We start from the raw sequence: 18,526 nt of genomic DNA, 5'->3' as shown, positions 1-18,526 counted from the left end.
AACCGGCCCCTTTTTCCTTGCCTGTCCCGGTCAGGAACCGGCCGCCTGCGACCGGTGGGCCGCCTTCTCGGGTGCCCCCGGAAGCCCGCCCAGGACCTCCTCGGCGGTGGTCTGGCGGTTCTTGACGGAACTGGTCCACTGGCCCCAGACGGTCGGGTCGATCTTGTCGCCATTCGCGCCCAGGTTTTCCAGGCGGCGCTGATCCTCGTCGGTCAGGACCTGGCCGGGCAGGGGGGCCAGGTGCTTCAGGTCGGCGGCGGTGATGCCCAGCATCTCGCCTACGCGGGTGCCATAGTCGTCATGGACCATCAGGAAATGCCAGACCATGCGTTCCTGCACGTCGCGTTCGCACTGGCCCAGCAGCGTGCCCATGTTCAGCACCAGGTCGTCGCGTTCCCAGTCCATCATCGTGCAGTAACGCCCGCGCGCCTGGACATAGTCGTTGCGCCGTTCCAGCACGCTGCGGGTCAGGCGGCCCCGGATCTCGGGCGGGTTGTTGGGCGCGTCGCGCCGCGCTTCCTGCAGCCCGTTGTGGATCGAGGGCTCATAGTTCACATGCGGGTTCTGCCCCGGCGCGATGTCGCGGCCAAAGGACATCTGCCCGCCGTCATAGTTGGTGGCGACCTTCGCGCCCTTTGCCTGGTTCACCGGCAGTTGCAGATAGTTGGTGCCGACCCGGTACCGCTGCGTGTCGGAATAGGAAAACGTCCGCCCGACCAGCATCTTGTCGTCGGAAAAGTCCAGCCCGTCGACAAGCACCCCTGTGCCCATGGCGATCTGCTCGTTCTCGTCGAAGAAGTTCTCGACATTGCGGTTCAGGGTCATCACGCCGACATGGCGCAGCGGAAAGTCCTTTTCCGGCCAGATCTTGGTGTCGTCCAGCGGATCCCAGTCCAGTTCGGGATGGTCGTGATCCTCCATGATCTGGACATACATGTCCCATTGCGGATAGTCGCCGCGCTCGATCGCGGTGAACAGGTCCTTCGAGGCGGACCCGAAATCCTTGCCCTGCACCTTCTCGGCCTCGGCCGCGGTCAGCGATGCGATGCCCTGGCGCGGGTGGAAGTGGTATTTCACCAGCACCGTGTCGCCCGCCGCGTTCACCATCTTGTAGGTGTTCACGCCGAAGCCTTCCATGTGGCGATAGCTGGCCGGGATGCCGCGCGGGCTGAACAGGTGCGTCAGCATGTGCATCGCTTCGGGCGTCTGGCTCATGAAGTCGAAGATGCGGTTGGGTTCCTGGCGGAAGGTCACCGGGTCGGGCTTCAGCGAATGGATCACGTCGGGAAACTTGATCGCGTCGCGGATGAAGAAGATCGCCAGATTGTTGCCGACCAGGTCCCAGTTGCCATCCTCGGTATAGAACTTGACGGCGAAGCCGCGCGGGTCGCGCGCCACCTCGGAACTGTCGCGCCCGCCGATCACGGTGGAAAAGCGGATCGCCAGCGGCGTCCTCTTGCCCTTGTCCTGGAACAGCTTGGCGCGGGTGTATTTCGACGCGGGCTCGTCGCCGATCATGCCGGTCGCCTCGAATTCGCCATAGCAGACGAAGCCGCGCGCATGGACCACCCGTTCGGGGATCCGTTCGCGGTCGAAATGGGTGATCTTTTCCAGGAAGTGATAGTTTTCCAGCGTCGCTGGGCCGCGCGGGCCGATCGTGCGCTGCGACTGGTTGTTGGTGATCTGGTGGCCCTGCCGGTTCGTCAGGGTCCTTTTGCCGTCCGGGGCTTGGTCTTCCATAGCGGTTCTCCGTACTGCGAAGGGAAAGCCTAGAGGAAACGACCGGGGGCGCAACCCGGTTCGATTCAACCCATGACTTGTGACCGCGTCAGCAGCGGCCCTGCCGCGAGCTTGCGGCAAAGCGCCAGGAAATCCTCTTGTTCGGAACGGGTCAGGGGCGACATCAGTTCCGCCTGCCGCGCCGCGACAGGTTCGAGGATCCGGTCCAGCAGCGCCAGACCCTGCGCCGTCGGGTGAAGCCCCTTCGCCCGAGCGTCGTCGGGCAGCGGATCCTCGCGCACATGGCCCCGCCGGACCAGCAGCGCGACCGCGCGGCTGATGGTGTTCTGGGGGCGGGGGAACAGCACCTGGATGTCACGCGCCCGCAGTCCCGGAAACTGCGCGATCGCGTAAAGGGCCGACCAGGCCTGCACCGGCATGTCGTGGCGCCTTTCGATGAAGCGGTTGGTGATCTGGTTGTTGGCCAGCACGACATAGCTGACCGCCATCAGATAGCGCAGGTCGGATGCCATGATCCGGTCCAGCATCTGCCGCCCGTCCGGGCAATCCTGCCCTCCGCCGCCGTCATTCATCGCCTTCTCCTTGCACGGGGATGGTTCCGCGATTGCAGTTTACATCCATTTGGATCAATTGTCCCTTCCGGGCGTGCTGCACGGCGCCCGGATATTCAGGACCCATCCTATGCCGCAACTGCTTGCCTTTTCGATCATCGCCCTGATCCTGTTCATCGGCGACGCGATCTCGACCCGGACGAAGTCATGGCTGCCCTCGGTCTTCGTCTGCGCCATCCTGTTCATGCTGGGCTACTGGACCTTCTTCCCGCAGGACATCGTGGCCCTTGCGGGCTTCCAGACGCCGATCGTCTTTCTCGCGATGTATCTGCTGATCACCAACATGGGCACGCTGCTGTCCTTTGCGGAACTGTCGCGCCAATGGCGCACGGTGGTGGTGTCGCTGGCTGGGATCGGCGGCATCATCGCGGCGTTGCTGACGCTTGGTGTCCTGGTTCTGGACTACCAGACCGTGATCGTGGCGACCCCGCCGCTGGTGGGGGGCGTCGTCGCCTCGCTGATCATGTCGCAGGCTGCGGCGGATGCGGGGCTGGCCAGCCTGTCGGTGCTGGCGATCCTGATCTATGTGATGCAAGGCTTTGTCGGCTATCCGCTGACCGCCGTGATGCTGAAGCGCGAAGGGCGCCGGGTCCTGGCACTGCACCAGGCGGGCAACTGGCAGTCGCGCGCGCCCATGGACCCCGGCAGCCATGCCGAGGACGCCGCACCCCCGCGCATGTTCGCGGCCATGCCCCCGGCCTATAACAGCTACTACTTCAAGTTCCTGCGCCTTGGTCTGGTCGCCCTTCTGGCCTGGGGCACTGCGGAACTGCTGAAGCCGGTGTTCGAGGTCAGCCCCTTCGTGCTGTGCCTGGTCTTCGGCGTCATCGCGACCTCGGCGGGGTTCCTGGAACGCCAGCCGCTGCGGTCGGCCAACGCCTTCGGCTTCACCATCCTGATCCTGATGGTGTTCATCTTCGACGGGCTGAAGCGCGCCACTCCCGACATGCTGGGCGAACTGGCCTGGCCGCTGGTCGTCATTATCGGCATCGGCGTCGCGGGCATGTATCTGGCATCCTGGATCGCCGGGCGGCTGCTGGGCTTTACCCCCGCGATGGCATTCGCCTGCGCGCTGACCGCACTTTACGGCTTTCCGGCCGACTACATCATCACGAACGAGGTGGTGAACAGCCTGTCCGACGATCCGGCCGAACGCGAGGTGCTGACCGCCCACATGCTGCCGCCGATGCTGGTCGCGGGCTTCGTGACCGTGACCATGGTCTCGGTCGTCCTGGCCGGCATCTTCGTGGGGCTGCTGTGATGACCTATGCCGATCCCAAGCGCATCGAGGCGCTGATCGAAGGGCTGGACCGCTTCAACGCGACGCCGGGCAACGGCACCACGCGCCTGACCTACAGCCCCGAGTTCCGGGCGGCCAGCGACTGGCTGCGCGCCCGGATGGAGGATGCGGGCCTGACCGTGCGCGAGGACGCGGTGGGCAACCTGTGGGGGCGGCTGGAAGGCCGCGACCCGACGCTGGCCCCGGTCCTGATCGGATCGCATTTCGATTCCGTCCCGAACGGCGGGCGCTTCGACGGCCCGGCGGGCGTGGTCGCGGGGATCGAGGTGGCACACCTGTTCCGCCAGCACGGCCTGACCCCCGACCGCCCGGTCGAGGTCATCGCCATGATCGAGGAGGAAGGCGCGCGTTTCGGCGGCGGGCTGATGGCCTCTCGCGTCCTGACGGGCAAGATGGATACGGCGCAACTGCGCGAGATCGCAGATGGCGCAGGGGTCACGGTGGCCGAGGCCCTGGCCGCCTATGGCCTGAACCCGGCGCAGGCGCATCGCGCGCGGCTGGCGCCGGGCGCGATCCACGCGTTTTTGGAACTGCATATCGAACAGGGTCCGGTGCTGGAGGCGAACGGGCAGGATGTGGCGATCGTGGACCGTATCGTCGGCCTGTCGCAGCTGAAGGCCACCTTCCGCGGCCAGGCGGGCCATGCCGGGACAACGCCCATGGCAAACCGTCGCGACGCCCTGGTGGGTGCGGTCGGGGCGCTGTCGCAACTGCCCGACCTGGCCCGGCGGATCGGGGGCGACGCCGTCCTGACCGTCGGCAAGCTCGAGGTGCTGCCGGGCGGCGCCAACGTGATCCCCGACCTGGTGACCTTCACCGTGGACATCCGCGCGCCCGCTGAACAGGTTGTCACCGACCTGATCGCCCAGACCCGCGCAGTGATCGAACAGGCGGGCGGCAACGGTCTGGCGGTGACGGTCGAACAGCAGTTGCTGGTCAGCCCGACGCCATTGTCGGCCGACCTGCACGCCGCGCTGTCGCGCAACGCCGACGGCCTGGGTCTGCGAAGCCGCACGATGGTCAGCGGGGCAGGCCATGACGCGATGATCTTTGCCGATTTCGCGCCGACGGGCCTGGTCTTCGTGCCCAGCCGTGACGGAATCTCGCACGCGCCACAGGAATGGACGGATTACGATCAGCTTGCCCGTGGCATCGACGTGATGTTCCTGACCGCCTGCGACATTGCAGGGGCGGGTCGCCCGGCTGCTGCAGAATGAACCTTGCCGCCGCGGGCCCGTCCGCGGCGGATTACTTCGCCACGAAGCCGGTCAGGTCGTCCCAGTCTGCCCGCAGCTCGAAATGAATGCCGCCCGGACGATACTCGACCTCGGCAGTGCCGTTGACGGTGGCGGACAGGGCCTTCTCGATCATCCGGCTGCCAAAGCCGGTGCGGGTCGGGGCGGTGACAGGAGGGCCGCCGATCTCGTCCCAGGTCAGGACGAACTGGCTTTTCTCGATGTTCCATTCGATCCTGACCCGCCCGCTGTCGCCGGACAGCGCCCCATATTTGACCGCATTGGTGGCAAGCTCGTGCAGGGCCAGGGTCAGGGCACTGCTGACGCCGTGGCTGATCTCGAGATCGGGGCCGAAATGATGGATCCGGCCGTCAGCGTTGAAGGGCCTGACCGCACGGTCCACCGTCTGGCGCAGACCGGCCACGTCCCAGTCCTTGCCGGTCAGGATGTCGTGGGCACCGCCAAGCGCCTCGATCCGCTTGGCGACGACCTGCCGCATCTGGCTGGCGGGCAGGTCCGCGCGCAGCGACTGGCTGACGATGGCCTGGACGGTAGCCAGCGTGTTCTTGATCCGGTGGCTCATCTCCTGGGTCACCAGCATCCGATAGGCTTCGGCTTCTTTGCGGTCGGTGACGTCCGATGAAATCCCGCTCATCGTCAGGGGTCTGTGGTGTTCGTCGAACCGGGTCTGCGCACGGATCTCGACCCACCGAATCGACCCGTCGGGCAGGTTGATGCGGTATTCGATGTTGAACTCTCCATCCCCCTCGTAAGCCGCCGCCAGCGTCCTTTGCCACCGGTCGAAATCGTCCGGATGGATGGCATCCAGCAGGTCGCGATAGCTGAAGTCGTCGGAAGGTCCGCGGCCGAAATTGGCCTTGCACAGGGGCGATACCACAAGCCGCTGGGTTGGAACGTCCAGCGTCCAGGTGCCAAGGCCGCCTGCCTTGAGGGTGAACTGCAGGCGCTCCTCGGCCGCGGAAAGATCCGCGATGCGGCGCTTCATCTCGCTGTCGCTGTTTCCGTCGCGGGCCGGATCGCCCAGCTTGTCCTTGGTCACGTCCAGTTGCGAGGCGAAGAAATAGGTCACATCGCCGCCGTCGAAGACCGGGGACACCAGCACCCTGTTCCAGAAGATGCTGCCGTCCTTCTTGTAGTTCAGCAACTCGACCTCGATCGGCACAAGATCCGCGATCGCCTGCCGGATCCGGTCGATATCCTCGGCATTGGTGCCGGGGCCTTGCAGGAAGCGGCAGTTGCGGCCCAGCGTTTCCTCGCGCGTGTAGCCGGTCAATCGTCCGAAGGCGTCGTTGACGAAGACGATCGGATTGTCCGGTTGGCGGGGGTCTGTGATGAGCATCGGCATCCGTGTGGCCCGCATGGCCGCCGCGAACGGATCGGAGCCCGCCTTGGATCGATGGATCTCGTTGTCGATACGGCGGTCTTCGGAAGGTCTGCTCATTCGGCCCTGGATTTAAGCGGGTTCTCGTCGTCGGGGTAAGCTATTCGCAAGCGGTGCATTTGTCATCCTATAGAACGCAACGTGAGCACGGGAAGTTCATGATCCTTGCGCAGAACAATTGCGTCCCCTGCGTCCGGAAGTTGCGGCGATGAAACGGTAAGCCGCCGAAGAAAATGATTGACGTCTGTCATTTTCCGCCCGATCTTTCCCCTGGGGGAGAACAATGTCTTATGGGAAATCCGACGCTGCATGACGTGGCGCGGGTCGCCGGGGTCAGCTATTCGACTGCCGACCGCGTTCTGAACGGACGCGGCGGCGTGGCGTCGAAGTCGATCGAGCGGGTCCGCCAAGCCATCGAGGATCTGGGTTATCGTCGCGACATGATGGCGGCCAACCTGTCGCGCCGGCGCAGCTATCGCTTTGCGGTTTGCGTGCCGCAGGGGGATCACGGCTTCTTTTCCTCGATCCGCCGCGCCTTCCTGGCCGAGGCCGAGGCGCGGGCAGGACAGCGCGTCACCATCGAGATCTGCGACGGTTCCGCTGCGCCGCTGCCCCAGGATTGCGACTGCGCCGTCATCGTGGGCGCGGGAACGGACAGGCTGACCCCGGCGATTGCCGGGCTTGCGGCGGGCAATGTGCCGGTCGTGACGCTTGTGTCCGACATTCCCGGTTCGCGCCGCGCCTATATCGGCATCGACAACGTCGTGGCAGGGCGCACGGCCGGGCGCCTTCACCGGATCGCCCACCGGGGCCGGCCTGTCCGCGTGCTTCCCGTGCTGGGATCGGCCTCGTTGCGCGATCACCGCGACCGTCTTGCCGGCGTGGCCGAGTCATTGGGACAGGCAAGCCTTTTGCCCCCGATCGAAGTCGCGGACAACGCCGACCAGATGCGCGACCTGCTGGGCCGGGCGCTGCGGGAAGACCCCAGGATCACCGGCATCTATTCCATCGGCGCAGGCAATCGCGGGCTGATCCCCCTGATGCGAAGCCTGGGCAGCAGCCGCCCCTTCATCGTGCTTCACGAACTGACCCCTCATTCCCGCGCAGCCCTTCAGGACGATCTGATCGACGTGGTGATCGACCAGAAGCCGGCCGAGGAGGTTGCCTCGGCCCTGGACGCGATGAAGGCCATTGCCGATGGCGAGACGCCGGCGGGGGTGACGATCACGCCCGCCATCTTCTTCAAGGAAAACCTCCCCGAGGATCCCGCATGACCGGCTATTTCGATTCCATCCCCCGCCTTGCCTTCGACGCCGAGGCCGAAGGCCCCGCCTTCCGCCACTATGACCCGGATGAAAGGGTCATGGGCAAGCGGATGGAGGATCACCTGCGCTTCGCCGTGGCCTATTGGCACAGCTTCGGCTGGGAAGGCGGCGATCCCTTCGGCGGGCGGACCTTCGACCGGCCCTGGTTTCCCGCCGACACGATGGCCCTGGCCGAGGCGCGCGTCGATGCCGCCTTCGACTTCTTCCGCATCCTGGGCGCGCCCTTCTTCTGCTTCCACGATCACGACGTGCGGCCCGAAGGCGCCAGCCTAGGCGAAAGCCGCGACCGGCTGAACCGCATCGCCGACCTGATGGCCGCGAAGATGGCGGATGGCGGGCCGCGCCTGTTGTGGGGCACCGCGAACCTGTTCACCAACCGCCGCTACATGGCAGGCGCCGCGACCAACCCCGACCCGGATGTCTTCGCCTATGCCGCCGCGACCGTGCGCGACTGCCTGGACGTGACGCACCGGCTTCGCGGCGAAAACTACGTGTTGTGGGGCGGGCGCGAGGGCTATGAAACCCTGCTGAACACCGACCTCGGGCGCGAGCTGGATCAGATGGGCCGCTTCCTGTCGATGGTGGTCGATTACAAGCACAAGATCGGCTTCAAGGGCACCATCCTGATCGAACCCAAGCCGCAGGAACCGACCAAGCACCAGTATGATTTCGACGTGGCGACGGTTTACGGCTTCCTGTCGCGCTATGGGCTGGAAAAGGAAGTGAAGGTCAATATCGAGCAGGGCCACGCGATCCTGGCGGGCCACAGCTTCGAACACGAGATCGCGCTTGCCAATGCGCTTGGCATCTTCGGGTCGATCGACATGAACCGCAACGACCAGCAGTCTGGCTGGGACACCGACCAGTTCCCCAACAGCGTGCCCGAAGTGGCCCTGGCCTATTACGAGGTTCTGCGCGGTGGCGGCTTCACAACCGGCGGCACCAATTTCGACGCCAAGATCCGCCGCCAGTCTTTGGATCCCATTGATCTGGTGATGGCCCATGCCGGCGCGATGGATGTCTGCGCGCGGGGCCTGAAGGCGGCGGCCCGGATGCTTCAAGAGGACCGGCTCGAATCCGCGCGCCGCGACCGCTACGCCGGGTGGCAGCGCCCGGACGCACAGGCGATGCTGGAACCCGGCGCGACGCTGGAGGGGATCGCGGACAAGGCAGTGGCGGCCGGGCTTGATCCGCAGCCCGTTTCTGGGCGGCAAGAGATGCTTGAAAACCTGGTCAACCGATATGTCTGAGGGGAAAAGACCATGAAGACCATCAAGGGCCCGGCGCTGTTCCTGGCGCAGTTCGCGGGCGATCAGGCGCCCTTCGATTCCTGGGACAGCATCACCAGATGGGCGGCCGATTGCGGCTATGCAGGCGTGCAGGTCCCAAGCTGGGACGGGCGGCTGTTCGATCTGGCAAAGGCCGCGGACAGCAAGTCCTATTGCGAGGATATCGCCGGAGTGGCCCAGGCCAACGGCGTCCAGATCACCGAGCTTTCGACCCACCTGCAGGGCCAGCTCGTCGCTGTCCACCCGGCATATGACGAGGCCTTCGACGGCTTCACCGTGCCCGCCATGCGCGGCAATCCCAAGGCGCGGCAGGAATGGGCGGTCGATCAGGTCAGGATGGCCCTGACCGCCAGCCGCAACCTGGGCCTGACCGCAATGGCCAGCTTTTCCGGGGCGCTTGCCTGGCCCTTCGTCTATCCCTGGCCGCAGCGCCCGGCAGGCCTGGTGGAAGCGGCCTTCGACGAACTGGCCCGCCGCTGGCGCCCGATCCTGGACCATGCCGAGGATTGCGGCGTGGACATCTGCTATGAGATCCATCCGGGCGAGGATCTGCACGACGGCGACAGCTTCGAGATGTTCCTGGACCGCGTGAACGGCCACGCGCGGGCGAACATGCTGTACGACCCGTCGCACTATGTCCTCCAATGCCTTGATTACCTGGACAATATCGACATCTACAAGGACCGCATCCGGATGTTCCACGTCAAGGATGCCGAGTTCAACCCGACAGGGCGCAAGGGCGTCTATGGCGGCTTCCAGCCATGGGTCAACCGGGCCGGACGCTTCCGCAGCCTGGGCGACGGGCAGGTCGACTTCGGCGCGGTCTTTTCCAAGATGACGGCCAATGACTTTGACGGTTGGGCCGTGGTCGAATGGGAATGCTGCCTCAAGCATCCCGAGGACGGGGCGCGGGAAGGGGCCGAGTTCGTGCGCCACCACATCATCCGCGTGACGGAAAAGGCCTTTGACGATTTCGCGGATGGCGGCACGGACGATGCCGCGAACCGCCGCATGCTGGGGATTTCGGAATGACGCGCATCAGGCTTGGCATGGTCGGCGGCGGCAAGGACGCCTTTATCGGCGCGGTCCACCGCATCGCCGCCCGCATCGACGGAGAGTTCGACCTTGTGGCGGGGGCGCTGTCCTCGACGCCGGAAAAGTCGCGCGACAGCGGCGCGGCCCTGGGGCTGGACCCCGACCGCTGCTATGGCAGCTTCGAGGAGATGGCCGAGGCCGAGGCCAACCGCGAGGGCGGGATCGAAGCAGTAGCCATCGTCACCCCGAACCATGTCCACGGCCCTGCCGCCGCGGCCTTCCTGCGGCGCGGCATCCATGTGATCTGCGACAAGCCCCTGACCGCCACGATGGCGCAGGCGGCAGAGCTTGAGGCGGCGATCCGGCAGTCGGACGCCCTGTTCATCCTGACCCACAACTATACCGGCTATCCGATGATCCGGCAGGCCCGCGCGATGATCGAGGCGGGCGATCTGGGACAGGTCCGCGTGGTCCAGGTCGAGTACGCGCAGGATTGGCTGACCGAGGCATCTGAAACCACCGGCACCAACAAACAGGCCGAATGGCGCACCGATCCCGAACGCAGCGGGGCAGGGGGATCCATCGGCGACATCGGCACCCATGCCTATAACTTGGCCTGCTTCGTCACCGGGCTGACGGTGGAAAAACTTTCCGCCGATCTGCAAAGCTTCGTGCCGGGGCGGCGGGTGGACGACAATGCCCATGTCATGCTGCGCTTCGGCGGCGGGGCGCGAGGGATGCTGTGGTGTTCGCAGGTCGCGCCGGGCAATGAAAACGGCCTGCGCCTGCGCGTCTATGGCGAGAAGGGCGGCCTTGAATGGGCGCAGGAGGATCCGAACTATCTGTGGTTCACGCCCTTTGGCGAGCCGAAGCGCCTGCTGACGCGGCGCGGGGCAGGGGCGACGGATGCGGCCAATGCCGTCAGCCGCACGCCGGGCGGCCACCCCGAGGGCTATCTTGAAGGCTTCGCCAACATCTATGCCGGGGCGGCGCAGGCGATCCGGGCGGCGCAAGCCGGGCAACGCGACCCGGTGCTGGATATCCTGCCTGGGCTGGAGGAGGGGCTGGCGGGAATGCGCTTCATCGACGCCTGCGTCCGGTCCGCCCGCGAGGATGCGGCATGGGTGACGCCGTGACCGTTCTTGCCCTGCGCAATGTTTCCCGCAGCTTCGGCCCGATCGAGGTGCTGCACGGCGTCGATATCGCCCTGCGCCCCGGTCGGGTCCATGCGCTGATCGGCGAAAACGGCGCGGGCAAGTCCACCACCATGAAGATCATGACCGGCTATCAGCCGCCGTCATCGGGGCAGGTGCTGCTGGATGGCCAGCCTGTCACCTTTGCCAACATGGGCGCGGCCGAGGACCAGGGGATCTCGATGATCCACCAGGAATTCAACCTGGCCGAACAGTTGACGGTGGAACAGAACATCTTCCTGGGCCGCGAGTTGAAGCGCGGGCCTTTCCTGGACAAGCCCGCGATGCGGGCGCGGACGAAGGAACTGCTGGACCGGCTGGAATGCCGCGTCTCGCCCGACCAGGTCGTGTCCACGCTGTCCAACAGCGACAAGCAGATGGTCGAGATCGCCAAGGCCCTGCTGCGCGAGACCCGCGTGCTTGTCATGGACGAACCGACCGCCGTGCTGACGCGGGCGGAAACCGCGATCCTGCTGCGCCAGGTCCGCGCGCTGCGCGAGGCGGGGACGGCGGTGCTGTTCACCTCGCACAAGCTGGACGAGGTCGAGGAGATCGCCGACGACCTGACCATCATGCGCGACGGGCGCGTGGTCTGGACCGGCGAGGCCGCGCAGATGGACCAGCACAGCATGGCGAACGCCATGGTCGGGCGCGAGATGTCGGATCTGTTTCCCGTCAAGGCCGCAACACCCGGCGAAGTCGCGTTGGAGGTTCGTGGCCTGTCGGTGCCGGGTTTTTCCCGCGACATCGGCTTCACCTTGCGGCGCGGCGAAGTCCTGGGCGTTGCGGGCCTGATCGGTTCGGGCCGGACCGAAACCTTCGAGGGGTTGTGCGGCCTGCGCCCTACCACGGGCGAGGTGCGGGTCTTTGGCCAACCGGCCCGCATCGATCATCCCTGGCAGGCGCAAACGCTTGGCCTGTGCTACCTGACCGAGGATCGCAAGACCCGCGGACTGCTGCTGGGCAAGGGGTTGCGGGAAAACCTGACGCTGCAGGCGCTGTCGAAGTTCGACCGGGGCCTGCTGGACACGGGGGCCGAGGAACGTGCCCTTGACCAAGCCATCACGGATTTCGACATCCGCGGCCATCGTGGCGCGATGGTCGGCAACCTGTCGGGCGGCAACCAGCAGAAGCTGCTGTTCGCCAAGACCATGCTGGCCGATCCGCAGATCATCATCATCGACGAACCGACGCGCGGCATCGACATCGGCACCAAGCAGCAGATGTATGTCCTGATCCGCCGCCTTGCCGCCGAAGGCCGCGCGATTGTCGTCATATCCTCGGAAATGCAGGAGGTGATCGGGCTTTCCGACCGTATCCTGGTCATGCGCCACGGCCGCATCACCGGCGAACTGGACGGCGACGCTACCGAAGATGCCATTGTCCGCCTTGCCATGGGCGTGACCCCGACCCCCTTGAAGGAACCCGCATGAGCGACGCAGCCGTTGCCGCCTCACCCCGCCGCCTCCGCATGACCGTGATCGGGCCGATCCTGGCCCTGGTCCTGCTGGTCATCGCCGGCGCGCTGATGAACCCCAACTTCCTGGGCTGGGACAACGTGACGAACGTCCTCGCCCGCTCGGCCTTTATCGGCATCATCGCCGTGGGCATGACCTTCGTGATCACGGCTGGCGGGCTGGACCTGTCGGTCGGGTCAATGGCAGCCTTCATCGCCGGGCTGATGATCCTGGTGATGAACAGCCTGATCCCATCGATGGGCGCGGGGATCCCGGTGATCCTGGTCGGCATGGCCGTGGCGCTGCTGGCAGGCCTTGCAGCGGGGCTGCTGAACGGCATCCTGATCACCCGCCTGGGGATCGAGGCCTTCATCGTCACCCTGGGATCCATGGGCATCTATCGCAGCCTTGTCACCTGGCTGGCCGACGGCGGCACCCTGTCGCTGGATTTCGGGCTGCGCAGCCTTTACCAGCCGGTCTATTACGGCGGCATCTTCGGCATCACCTGGCCGATCATCGTCTTTGCGGTGGTTGTGGTGATCGGAGAGATCGTCATGCGCTCGACCGCCTTTGGCCGCTATTGCGCGGCCATCGGATCGAACGAGCAGGTCGCCAAATATTCATCCGTCCGCGTGGACCGGGTGCGGCTGATGACATATGCCGCGCTTGGCCTTTTGGTGGGCATTGCCACCATCATGTATGTGCCGCGCCTTGGTTCCGCATCATCGGCCACCGGGATGCTGTGGGAACTGGAAGCCATTGCAGCCGTGATCATCGGCGGCACCGTGCTCAAGGGCGGCTTCGGGCGCGTCTGGGGCACGGTCATCGGCGTGCTGATCCTGACGCTGATCGGCAACCTGCTGAACCTGACGGATTTCGTATCGCCCTACCTGAACGGTGCCATTCAGGGGGCCATCATCGTTCTCGCTGTTGTCTTGCAGCGCGAAGGCAAAGCCCGCACCTGAGCCGGGTTCACATGGGAGGAAAGACATGAAGCATTTCGTATCGGGACTGGCCATCGCCGCCGCATTGGCCGCGCCGGCCTGGGCGCAGGACGGGGAAACCAAGGTGATCGGCGTGTCGATCCCCGCGGCGACCCATGGCTGGGCGGGCGGCATGAACTATTTCGCGCAGGCCACGGTGGACCGGCTGGAGGAAACCTATCCGCAGCTCGACTTCGTGCTGGCGACGGCATCCGACCCCGCCAAGCAGGTCAATGACATCGAGGACATGGTTGCCACCCGCAACATCGACGCGCTTGTCGTCCTGCCCTTCGAATCCGAGCCGCTGACCGGCCCGGTCCAGAACGTCAAGGCATCCGGCGCCTGGATCACGGTTGTGGACCGCGGCCTGTCGCAGGAGGGGATCGAGGATCTGTATGTCGCGGGCGACAACCCCGGCTTCGGTCGTGTCTCGGGCGAGTTCATGGCAAGCGCTCTGCCTGAAGGCGGCAAGATCGTCGTGCTGCGCGGCATCCCGACCACCATCGACAATGAACGGGTCGAAGGTTTCCAAGCCGCGATCCAGGGCAAGAACATCGAAGTCCTGGGCATGGAGCATGGCGACTGGAACCGCGACAAGTCCTTCACGGTGATGCAGGACTTCCTGTCCAAGCACCCGCAGATCGATGCGGTCTGGGCCTCCGACGACGACATGGCCGTGGGTGCCCTGGGTGCCATCGAGGCTGCGGGCCGGGACGACATCAAGTTTGTCCTGGGCGGCGCGGGCATGAAGGAGATGATCAAGCGCACCATGGACGGCGATGCGATGATCCCCGCCAACGTGACCTATCCGCCCTCGATGATCTCGACCGCGATCGAGATCACGGCCGTCGGCCTGGTGTCGCAGGCCCCGGTTTCGGGCGATTTCATCATCGGGTCGGTGCTGGTCACCCCCGAGAACGCCGAGAACTACTACTATCCCGACAGCCCGTTCTGATCGGACAAGGTCGCGGCCCCTCAGGGGGCCGCGACTGCGGCGGCGGCCCTGCGACGCTCGGCCATCACGGCCTGGAAGTTCGACAGCAGGATGATGCCCCCGCCCAGGAAGACCCACAGGTCGATCGCCTCGCCATAGAAGTAATACCCGACGACGGCCGCCATCGGCACGCGCAGGAAGTCGATGGGGATCAGGATCGAAGCGTCCAGCCGCTTGAGCGCCTGAGCCTGGCAGAAATGCGCCGCAAGCGCGCCAACGCCCGCGACCAGCATCCAGGGAACATCCGTGACCGCCACGGGCCGCCAGTCGGTCAATGCTGCGATCAGGCCCAGGGGCAGCTGGATCAGGATCATCCAGACCACGATGGCGCCAGGCGAGCAGTGCTGCGTCAGGCGTTTCACCAGGATCAGCGACAGCCCGTAACCCGCCGCCGCGATCAGCACCAGGACCGCTGCCGGATCGACCATGCCGATGCCGGGGCGCACGATCACCATGACGCCGACAAAGCCGCCCACCGTCGCCAGCAGGCGCGGGCCCGTCAACCTTTCGCGCAGCAGCAGCCATGCGAACAGCGTCACCCAGATCGGCATAGTGAATTCCAGCGCGAAGACCGAGGCCAGCGGCAGCATCACGACACCGATGGTCCAGAAGTACTGCGCGGTAAAGTGGATCACGTTGCGCGCCACATGCAGGCGCAGCTTGGCCGCGCGGCGCACCTCGGGGAACAGGGCGCGGCCCAAGGCCAGGATCACGAACAGGCCCACAAGGGCGCGGAAGAACAGCACCTGCCGGATCGACAGGGTTTCGGCCATTTCCCGCGATCCGACCGACATGCCGATAAAGGCCGTCATGGACAGCGCCATCCAGATCAGCCCCTGGCCGAAGTCGGACCGTCCTGCCAAGGTCGTCGTGCTGCTGTTCATCCTGGTCCCCCGGCCTTCAAACCGCCGGACCATAGGCCGGATCGCCAGCCGGGTGAAAGACCAGAAAAACAAAAGGCCCGCCAATGGCGGGCCGGATCATCGGAAAGCCGCGGCGATCAGGCGCGCGACAGGGCGTCCATGGTGGCCGGGGTCGGCTTGATCCCCAGGCGGCGCAGGTCGGCCAGGGCAGGGGCGTGGTGCGAACGCACGGCGGCCGAGGCGGAAACGGCGGCATCCAGCACATCCAGGAACGCGCGAATGCGGGTCATGGCGTTGCGGAGGGCGGTCATGGTCAAACTCTCTTTCTGTCCTTGGTTGACAGATGAGAGATGGACCACGACCGCCTTGCCGCAATGCGGCATCTGCGTACACCCGCCATGCAGGGGGCGCAGGGATCGTCAGCCCATCCGGTATCCGGGGGTGGATTCGGACAGCGCGCGTTCCTCGTCGTCCATGTCCTCGGCGAAGGGTTCGAACAGGGGCGTGGACAGATAGCGTTCGCCGGTGTCGGGCATCATCGACAGGATGACGGTGCCGGGTTCGGACCGTTCGGCGATGCGCATCGCCACGGCAAAGGTGGACCCGCCCGACACGCCGGTCAGGATGCCTTCGCGCGCGGCCAGCTTGCGCGCCCAGTCCATGCCCTCGGCCCCGGGGATGGGGATCATCTCGTCATAGCCGCCCTTGTCCAAGGCTTCCTGCAGGACCCAGGGGATGAAGTCGGGGGTCCAGCCCTGGATCGGATGCGGCTCGAAGGCGGGGTGGCTGACGGCGGGGGCGTGGTCGGGGCCGCGGTCCTGCGGGGTGCCGCTGCTGACCAGGGCGGCGTTGGCGGGTTCGGTCAGGATGATCTTCACCTCGGGCCGTTCGCGGCGCAAGACGCGCGACAGGCCGCTGACGGTGCCGCCGGTGCCGTATCCGGTGACGATGTAATCCAGCCGCTGCTCCGCGAAATCGCCCAGGATTTCCTGCGCGGTGGTGGCCTCGTGGATGTCGGCATTGGCCTCGGTCTCGAACTGGCGGGCCAGGAACCAGCCGTGCTTTTCCGCAAGCTCGACCGCCTTGTTGTACATGCCCGTGCCCTTCTGCGCCTTGGGCGTCAGCACGACCTTGGCACCCAGCATCCGCATCAGCCGCCGCCTCTCGACCGAAAAGCTTTCGGCCATGGTCACCACCAGCGGATAGCCCTTCTGCGCGCAGACCATGGCAAGGCCGATGCCCGTGTTGCCGCTGGTCGCCTCGACCACGGTCTGGCCGGGCTTCAGGGCGCCGGACCGTTCCGCAGCCTCGATGATGTTGAGCGCCAGGCGATCCTTGACGGATGCGGCGGGGTTGAAGAACTCGGCCTTGACATAGATCGTCACCCCTTCGGGGGCGAGGTTGTTGATCCGGATCACCGGCGTGTCGCCCACGGTGTCCAGGATGCTGTCGTAAAGCCTGCCGCGCCCCCTGGTCGTCCTGATCGTCCCTGACATGCCGAACCCTCCTGTTGTCGCGATATTTGCCCGTGATGATAACACCGAAAGCGGGGGCGGGGCTACATCACTGCCCCGATCTGCCAAGGCACGAATTCGTTGCGGCCATAGCCCAGATCCTCGGACTTGGTCTTCTGTCCAGATGCGACGGCCAAGATGTTCTCGAAGATCTCGGCGCCCTTTTCCTCCAGCGACACGCCCTCGACGATGTCGCCGCAGTTGATGTCCATGTCGTCCGGCATCCGCTGGAACAAGGGCGTGTTGGTCGCCAGCTTGATGGACGGCACCGGCTTGCAGCCATAGGCCGATCCGCGCCCGGTCGTGAAGCACAGGATGTTCGCGCCGCCCGCGACCTGGCCCGTCGCGGCCACCGGGTCATAGCCCGGCGTGTCCATGTAGACGAAGCCCTTGCGGTCGATCCGTTCGGCGTAACGGTAAACGCCGCGCAGGGTCGAGGTGCCGCCCTTTGCCACCGCACCCAGCGACTTTTCCAGGATGGTGGTCAGCCCGCCGGCCTTGTTGCCGGGCGAGGGGTTGTTGTTCATCTCGCCCCCGTTGCGGGTGGTATAGTCGGTCCACCAGTCGATCAGATCGACGATCTTCCGGCCGATCTCGGGCGTTTCCGCGCGGGGGGTCAGCAAGTGCTCGGCGCCGAAGATCTCGGGCGTTTCGGACAGGATCGCGGTGCCGCCCTGGCGCACCAGAATGTCGGCCGCGACGCCAAGTGCGGGATTGGCCGTCAGGCTGGAATAGCCGTCCGAACCGCCGCATTGCAGGGCCAGCGTCAGCTCGGACGCCGGAACCGCTTCGCGCCGCGCCCGCGCCGCCACGGGCAGCATGTCGCGCAGGCGTTCCACGCCCGCGTCGATGGTGCGCCGGGTGCCGCCCGTGTCCTGGATGGTCAGCGACTGGAAGTGGTCCCCTTCGGCGATGCCATAGGTTTCCTTCAGCCGGGCGATCTGGAATACCTCGCATCCCAGGCCCACCAGCAACACGGCGGCGAAGTTCGGGTGGCTGGCATAGCCCCATTGCGTGCGCGCCAGCAGGTCATAGCTTTCGCCCTTGCTGGCCATGCCGCAGCCCTGCCCATGCGGCAGCGCCACGATGCCGTCGATGTCGGGATAATCGTCCAGCATCCCCGACCGCATCGCATGGTCGGCGATGTAATCCACCACCGTGGCCGAGCAGTTCACGCTGGACAGGATGCCGATGTAATTGCGCGTGCCCACGCGCCCGTCGCCCCGGCGGAAGCCCTGGAAATGGGCCGGAACCTCGCCCTGGCGCAGGCTTTCATGGGGGCGGGCTTCAGAGGCGAAGGCATAGTCGCGTTCGAAGTCGCCGCCCATGGTGACGTTCTGTTCGTGGACCCAGTCACCCGGCGCGATGTCGGTGCTGGCAAAGCCGATGATCTGGCCGAACTTGCGGATCGGCTGGCCCGCCGGGATCGCGCGGGCGGCAATCTTGTGGCCGCGCGGGATGCGGCGGGTCGTGGCGATGCTGCCTTCGACCGCCGAACCCGAGGGCAGGTCGCCGATCGCCACGACGATGTTGTCGGCCTCGTTCAGTCGCAGGATATGCGGCCTGTCCATGCGATCCCCTCCTT

At 65.8% G+C, this 18,526-nt stretch carries 16 protein-coding genes; 9 read left to right on the top strand and 7 right to left on the bottom strand.

The window, feature by feature from the left end:
* Positions 1–30: 30 nt before the first annotated feature.
* Both FIU66_RS17070 and FIU66_RS17065 read right to left on the bottom strand, forming a co-directional pair.
* A complete protein-coding gene (locus FIU66_RS17070) occupies positions 31–1,740 on the bottom strand; it encodes a catalase (protein ID WP_167624087.1) in 1,710 nt (569 codons plus the stop codon).
* A 65-nt stretch (positions 1,741–1,805) separates the two neighbouring features.
* Positions 1,806–2,312, bottom strand: coding sequence for a MarR family winged helix-turn-helix transcriptional regulator (locus FIU66_RS17065; protein ID WP_229849310.1), 507 nt, complete (start codon positions 2,310–2,312; stop codon positions 1,806–1,808).
* Positions 2,313–2,421: 109 nt separating this feature from the next.
* Here FIU66_RS17065 and FIU66_RS17060 point away from each other — a divergent pair, with 109 nt between their 5' ends.
* Positions 2,422–3,612, top strand: a complete 1,191-nt coding sequence (locus FIU66_RS17060) for a hypothetical protein (RefSeq protein WP_167624086.1) — start codon at positions 2,422–2,424, stop codon at positions 3,610–3,612.
* Complete coding sequence (locus tag FIU66_RS17055) at positions 3,612–4,868, top strand: Zn-dependent hydrolase (RefSeq protein ID WP_167624085.1); 1,257 nt, start codon at positions 3,612–3,614, stop codon at positions 4,866–4,868. The genes FIU66_RS17060 and FIU66_RS17055 overlap by 1 nt, the downstream gene beginning before the upstream one ends.
* Positions 4,869–4,899: 31 nt before the next feature.
* On the opposite strand, the gene FIU66_RS17050 is transcribed toward FIU66_RS17055, so the two are convergent.
* Positions 4,900–6,348 (bottom strand): PAS domain-containing protein, encoded by a 1,449-nt coding sequence (locus FIU66_RS17050; protein ID WP_167624084.1) that lies wholly within the window; start codon positions 6,346–6,348, stop codon positions 4,900–4,902.
* A gap of 230 nt (positions 6,349–6,578) precedes the next feature.
* On the opposite strand from FIU66_RS17050, the gene FIU66_RS17045 reads away from it, so the two are divergent.
* The 7 genes from FIU66_RS17045 to FIU66_RS17015 are packed head-to-tail and all read left to right on the top strand — an operon-like array spanning position 6,579 to position 14,525.
* Entirely contained in the window at positions 6,579–7,562 is a 984-nt protein-coding gene (locus FIU66_RS17045) for a LacI family DNA-binding transcriptional regulator (RefSeq protein WP_167624083.1), read from the top strand.
* Positions 7,559–8,863 carry a xylose isomerase gene (gene xylA, locus FIU66_RS17040; protein ID WP_167624082.1) on the top strand — a complete coding sequence of 435 codons (1,305 nt, stop codon included), beginning with the start codon at positions 7,559–7,561 and terminating at the stop codon, positions 8,861–8,863. Before FIU66_RS17045 ends, xylA begins: the two co-directional genes overlap by 4 nt.
* A gap of 12 nt (positions 8,864–8,875) precedes the next feature.
* Positions 8,876–9,934 carry a sugar phosphate isomerase/epimerase gene (locus FIU66_RS17035; RefSeq protein ID WP_167624081.1) on the top strand — a complete coding sequence of 353 codons (1,059 nt, stop codon included), beginning with the start codon at positions 8,876–8,878 and terminating at the stop codon, positions 9,932–9,934.
* The gene (locus FIU66_RS17030; protein WP_240544813.1) at positions 9,931–11,073 is read left to right on the top strand and encodes a Gfo/Idh/MocA family protein; all 1,143 of its coding nucleotides are present in this window, start codon (positions 9,931–9,933) and stop codon (positions 11,071–11,073) included. Before FIU66_RS17035 ends, FIU66_RS17030 begins: the two co-directional genes overlap by 4 nt.
* Positions 11,058–12,563 (top strand): sugar ABC transporter ATP-binding protein, encoded by a 1,506-nt coding sequence (locus FIU66_RS17025; RefSeq protein WP_167624080.1) that lies wholly within the window; start codon positions 11,058–11,060, stop codon positions 12,561–12,563. Before FIU66_RS17030 ends, FIU66_RS17025 begins: the two co-directional genes overlap by 16 nt.
* Positions 12,560–13,552 (top strand): ABC transporter permease, encoded by a 993-nt coding sequence (locus FIU66_RS17020; protein ID WP_167624079.1) that lies wholly within the window; start codon positions 12,560–12,562, stop codon positions 13,550–13,552. Before FIU66_RS17025 ends, FIU66_RS17020 begins: the two co-directional genes overlap by 4 nt.
* 25 nt (positions 13,553–13,577) lie before the next feature.
* Positions 13,578–14,525: an ABC transporter substrate-binding protein gene (locus FIU66_RS17015; protein ID WP_167624078.1), complete on the top strand. Its 948-nt coding sequence runs from the start codon at positions 13,578–13,580 to the stop codon at positions 14,523–14,525.
* A 20-nt stretch (positions 14,526–14,545) separates the two neighbouring features.
* Here the strand turns inward: FIU66_RS17015 and FIU66_RS17010 are convergent, their stop codons facing one another.
* From FIU66_RS17010 to FIU66_RS16995, 4 genes are all read right to left on the bottom strand, one after another.
* A complete protein-coding gene (locus tag FIU66_RS17010; RefSeq protein WP_240544812.1) occupies positions 14,546–15,448 on the bottom strand; it encodes a DMT family transporter in 903 nt (300 codons plus the stop codon).
* Positions 15,449–15,564: 116 nt separating this feature from the next.
* Complete coding sequence (locus tag FIU66_RS17005) at positions 15,565–15,717, bottom strand: hypothetical protein (RefSeq protein WP_167623879.1); 153 nt, start codon at positions 15,715–15,717, stop codon at positions 15,565–15,567.
* A 129-nt stretch (positions 15,718–15,846) separates the two neighbouring features.
* Complete coding sequence (locus tag FIU66_RS17000; RefSeq protein WP_167624077.1) at positions 15,847–16,923, bottom strand: PLP-dependent cysteine synthase family protein; 1,077 nt, start codon at positions 16,921–16,923, stop codon at positions 15,847–15,849.
* A gap of 62 nt (positions 16,924–16,985) precedes the next feature.
* Complete coding sequence (locus FIU66_RS16995; protein ID WP_167624076.1) at positions 16,986–18,512, bottom strand: UxaA family hydrolase; 1,527 nt, start codon at positions 18,510–18,512, stop codon at positions 16,986–16,988.
* Positions 18,513–18,526 lie beyond the last annotated feature (14 nt).

Source organism: Paracoccus sp. AK26 (assembly GCF_011801365.1).
Taxonomy (GTDB): domain Bacteria; phylum Pseudomonadota; class Alphaproteobacteria; order Rhodobacterales; family Rhodobacteraceae; genus Paracoccus; species Paracoccus aerius.
The sequence above is the reverse complement of the archived record's forward strand: the minus strand, read 5'-3'. Positions and strand labels throughout refer to the sequence as shown.

What these genes read in the sequence shown, in the direction of transcription:
- FIU66_RS17070 (WP_167624087.1), bottom strand. Translation starts at nt 1,740, where the DNA reads ATGGAAGACCAAGCCCCGGACGGCAAAAGGACCCTGACGAACCGGCAG.
- FIU66_RS17065 (WP_229849310.1), bottom strand. Translation starts at nt 2,312, where the DNA reads ATGAATGACGGCGGCGGAGGGCAGGATTGCCCGGACGGGCGGCAGATG.
- FIU66_RS17060 (WP_167624086.1), top strand. Translation starts at nt 2,422, where the DNA reads ATGCCGCAACTGCTTGCCTTTTCGATCATCGCCCTGATCCTGTTCATC.
- FIU66_RS17055 (WP_167624085.1), top strand. Translation starts at nt 3,612, where the DNA reads ATGACCTATGCCGATCCCAAGCGCATCGAGGCGCTGATCGAAGGGCTG.
- FIU66_RS17050 (WP_167624084.1), bottom strand. Translation starts at nt 6,348, where the DNA reads ATGAGCAGACCTTCCGAAGACCGCCGTATCGACAACGAGATCCATCGA.
- FIU66_RS17045 (WP_167624083.1), top strand. Translation starts at nt 6,579, where the DNA reads ATGGGAAATCCGACGCTGCATGACGTGGCGCGGGTCGCCGGGGTCAGC.
- xylA (WP_167624082.1), top strand. Translation starts at nt 7,559, where the DNA reads ATGACCGGCTATTTCGATTCCATCCCCCGCCTTGCCTTCGACGCCGAG.
- FIU66_RS17035 (WP_167624081.1), top strand. Translation starts at nt 8,876, where the DNA reads ATGAAGACCATCAAGGGCCCGGCGCTGTTCCTGGCGCAGTTCGCGGGC.
- FIU66_RS17030 (WP_240544813.1), top strand. Translation starts at nt 9,931, where the DNA reads ATGACGCGCATCAGGCTTGGCATGGTCGGCGGCGGCAAGGACGCCTTT.
- FIU66_RS17025 (WP_167624080.1), top strand. Translation starts at nt 11,058, where the DNA reads ATGGGTGACGCCGTGACCGTTCTTGCCCTGCGCAATGTTTCCCGCAGC.
- FIU66_RS17020 (WP_167624079.1), top strand. Translation starts at nt 12,560, where the DNA reads ATGAGCGACGCAGCCGTTGCCGCCTCACCCCGCCGCCTCCGCATGACC.
- FIU66_RS17015 (WP_167624078.1), top strand. Translation starts at nt 13,578, where the DNA reads ATGAAGCATTTCGTATCGGGACTGGCCATCGCCGCCGCATTGGCCGCG.
- FIU66_RS17010 (WP_240544812.1), bottom strand. Translation starts at nt 15,448, where the DNA reads ATGAACAGCAGCACGACGACCTTGGCAGGACGGTCCGACTTCGGCCAG.
- FIU66_RS17005 (WP_167623879.1), bottom strand. Translation starts at nt 15,717, where the DNA reads ATGACCCGCATTCGCGCGTTCCTGGATGTGCTGGATGCCGCCGTTTCC.
- FIU66_RS17000 (WP_167624077.1), bottom strand. Translation starts at nt 16,923, where the DNA reads ATGTCAGGGACGATCAGGACGACCAGGGGGCGCGGCAGGCTTTACGAC.
- FIU66_RS16995 (WP_167624076.1), bottom strand. Translation starts at nt 18,512, where the DNA reads ATGGACAGGCCGCATATCCTGCGACTGAACGAGGCCGACAACATCGTC.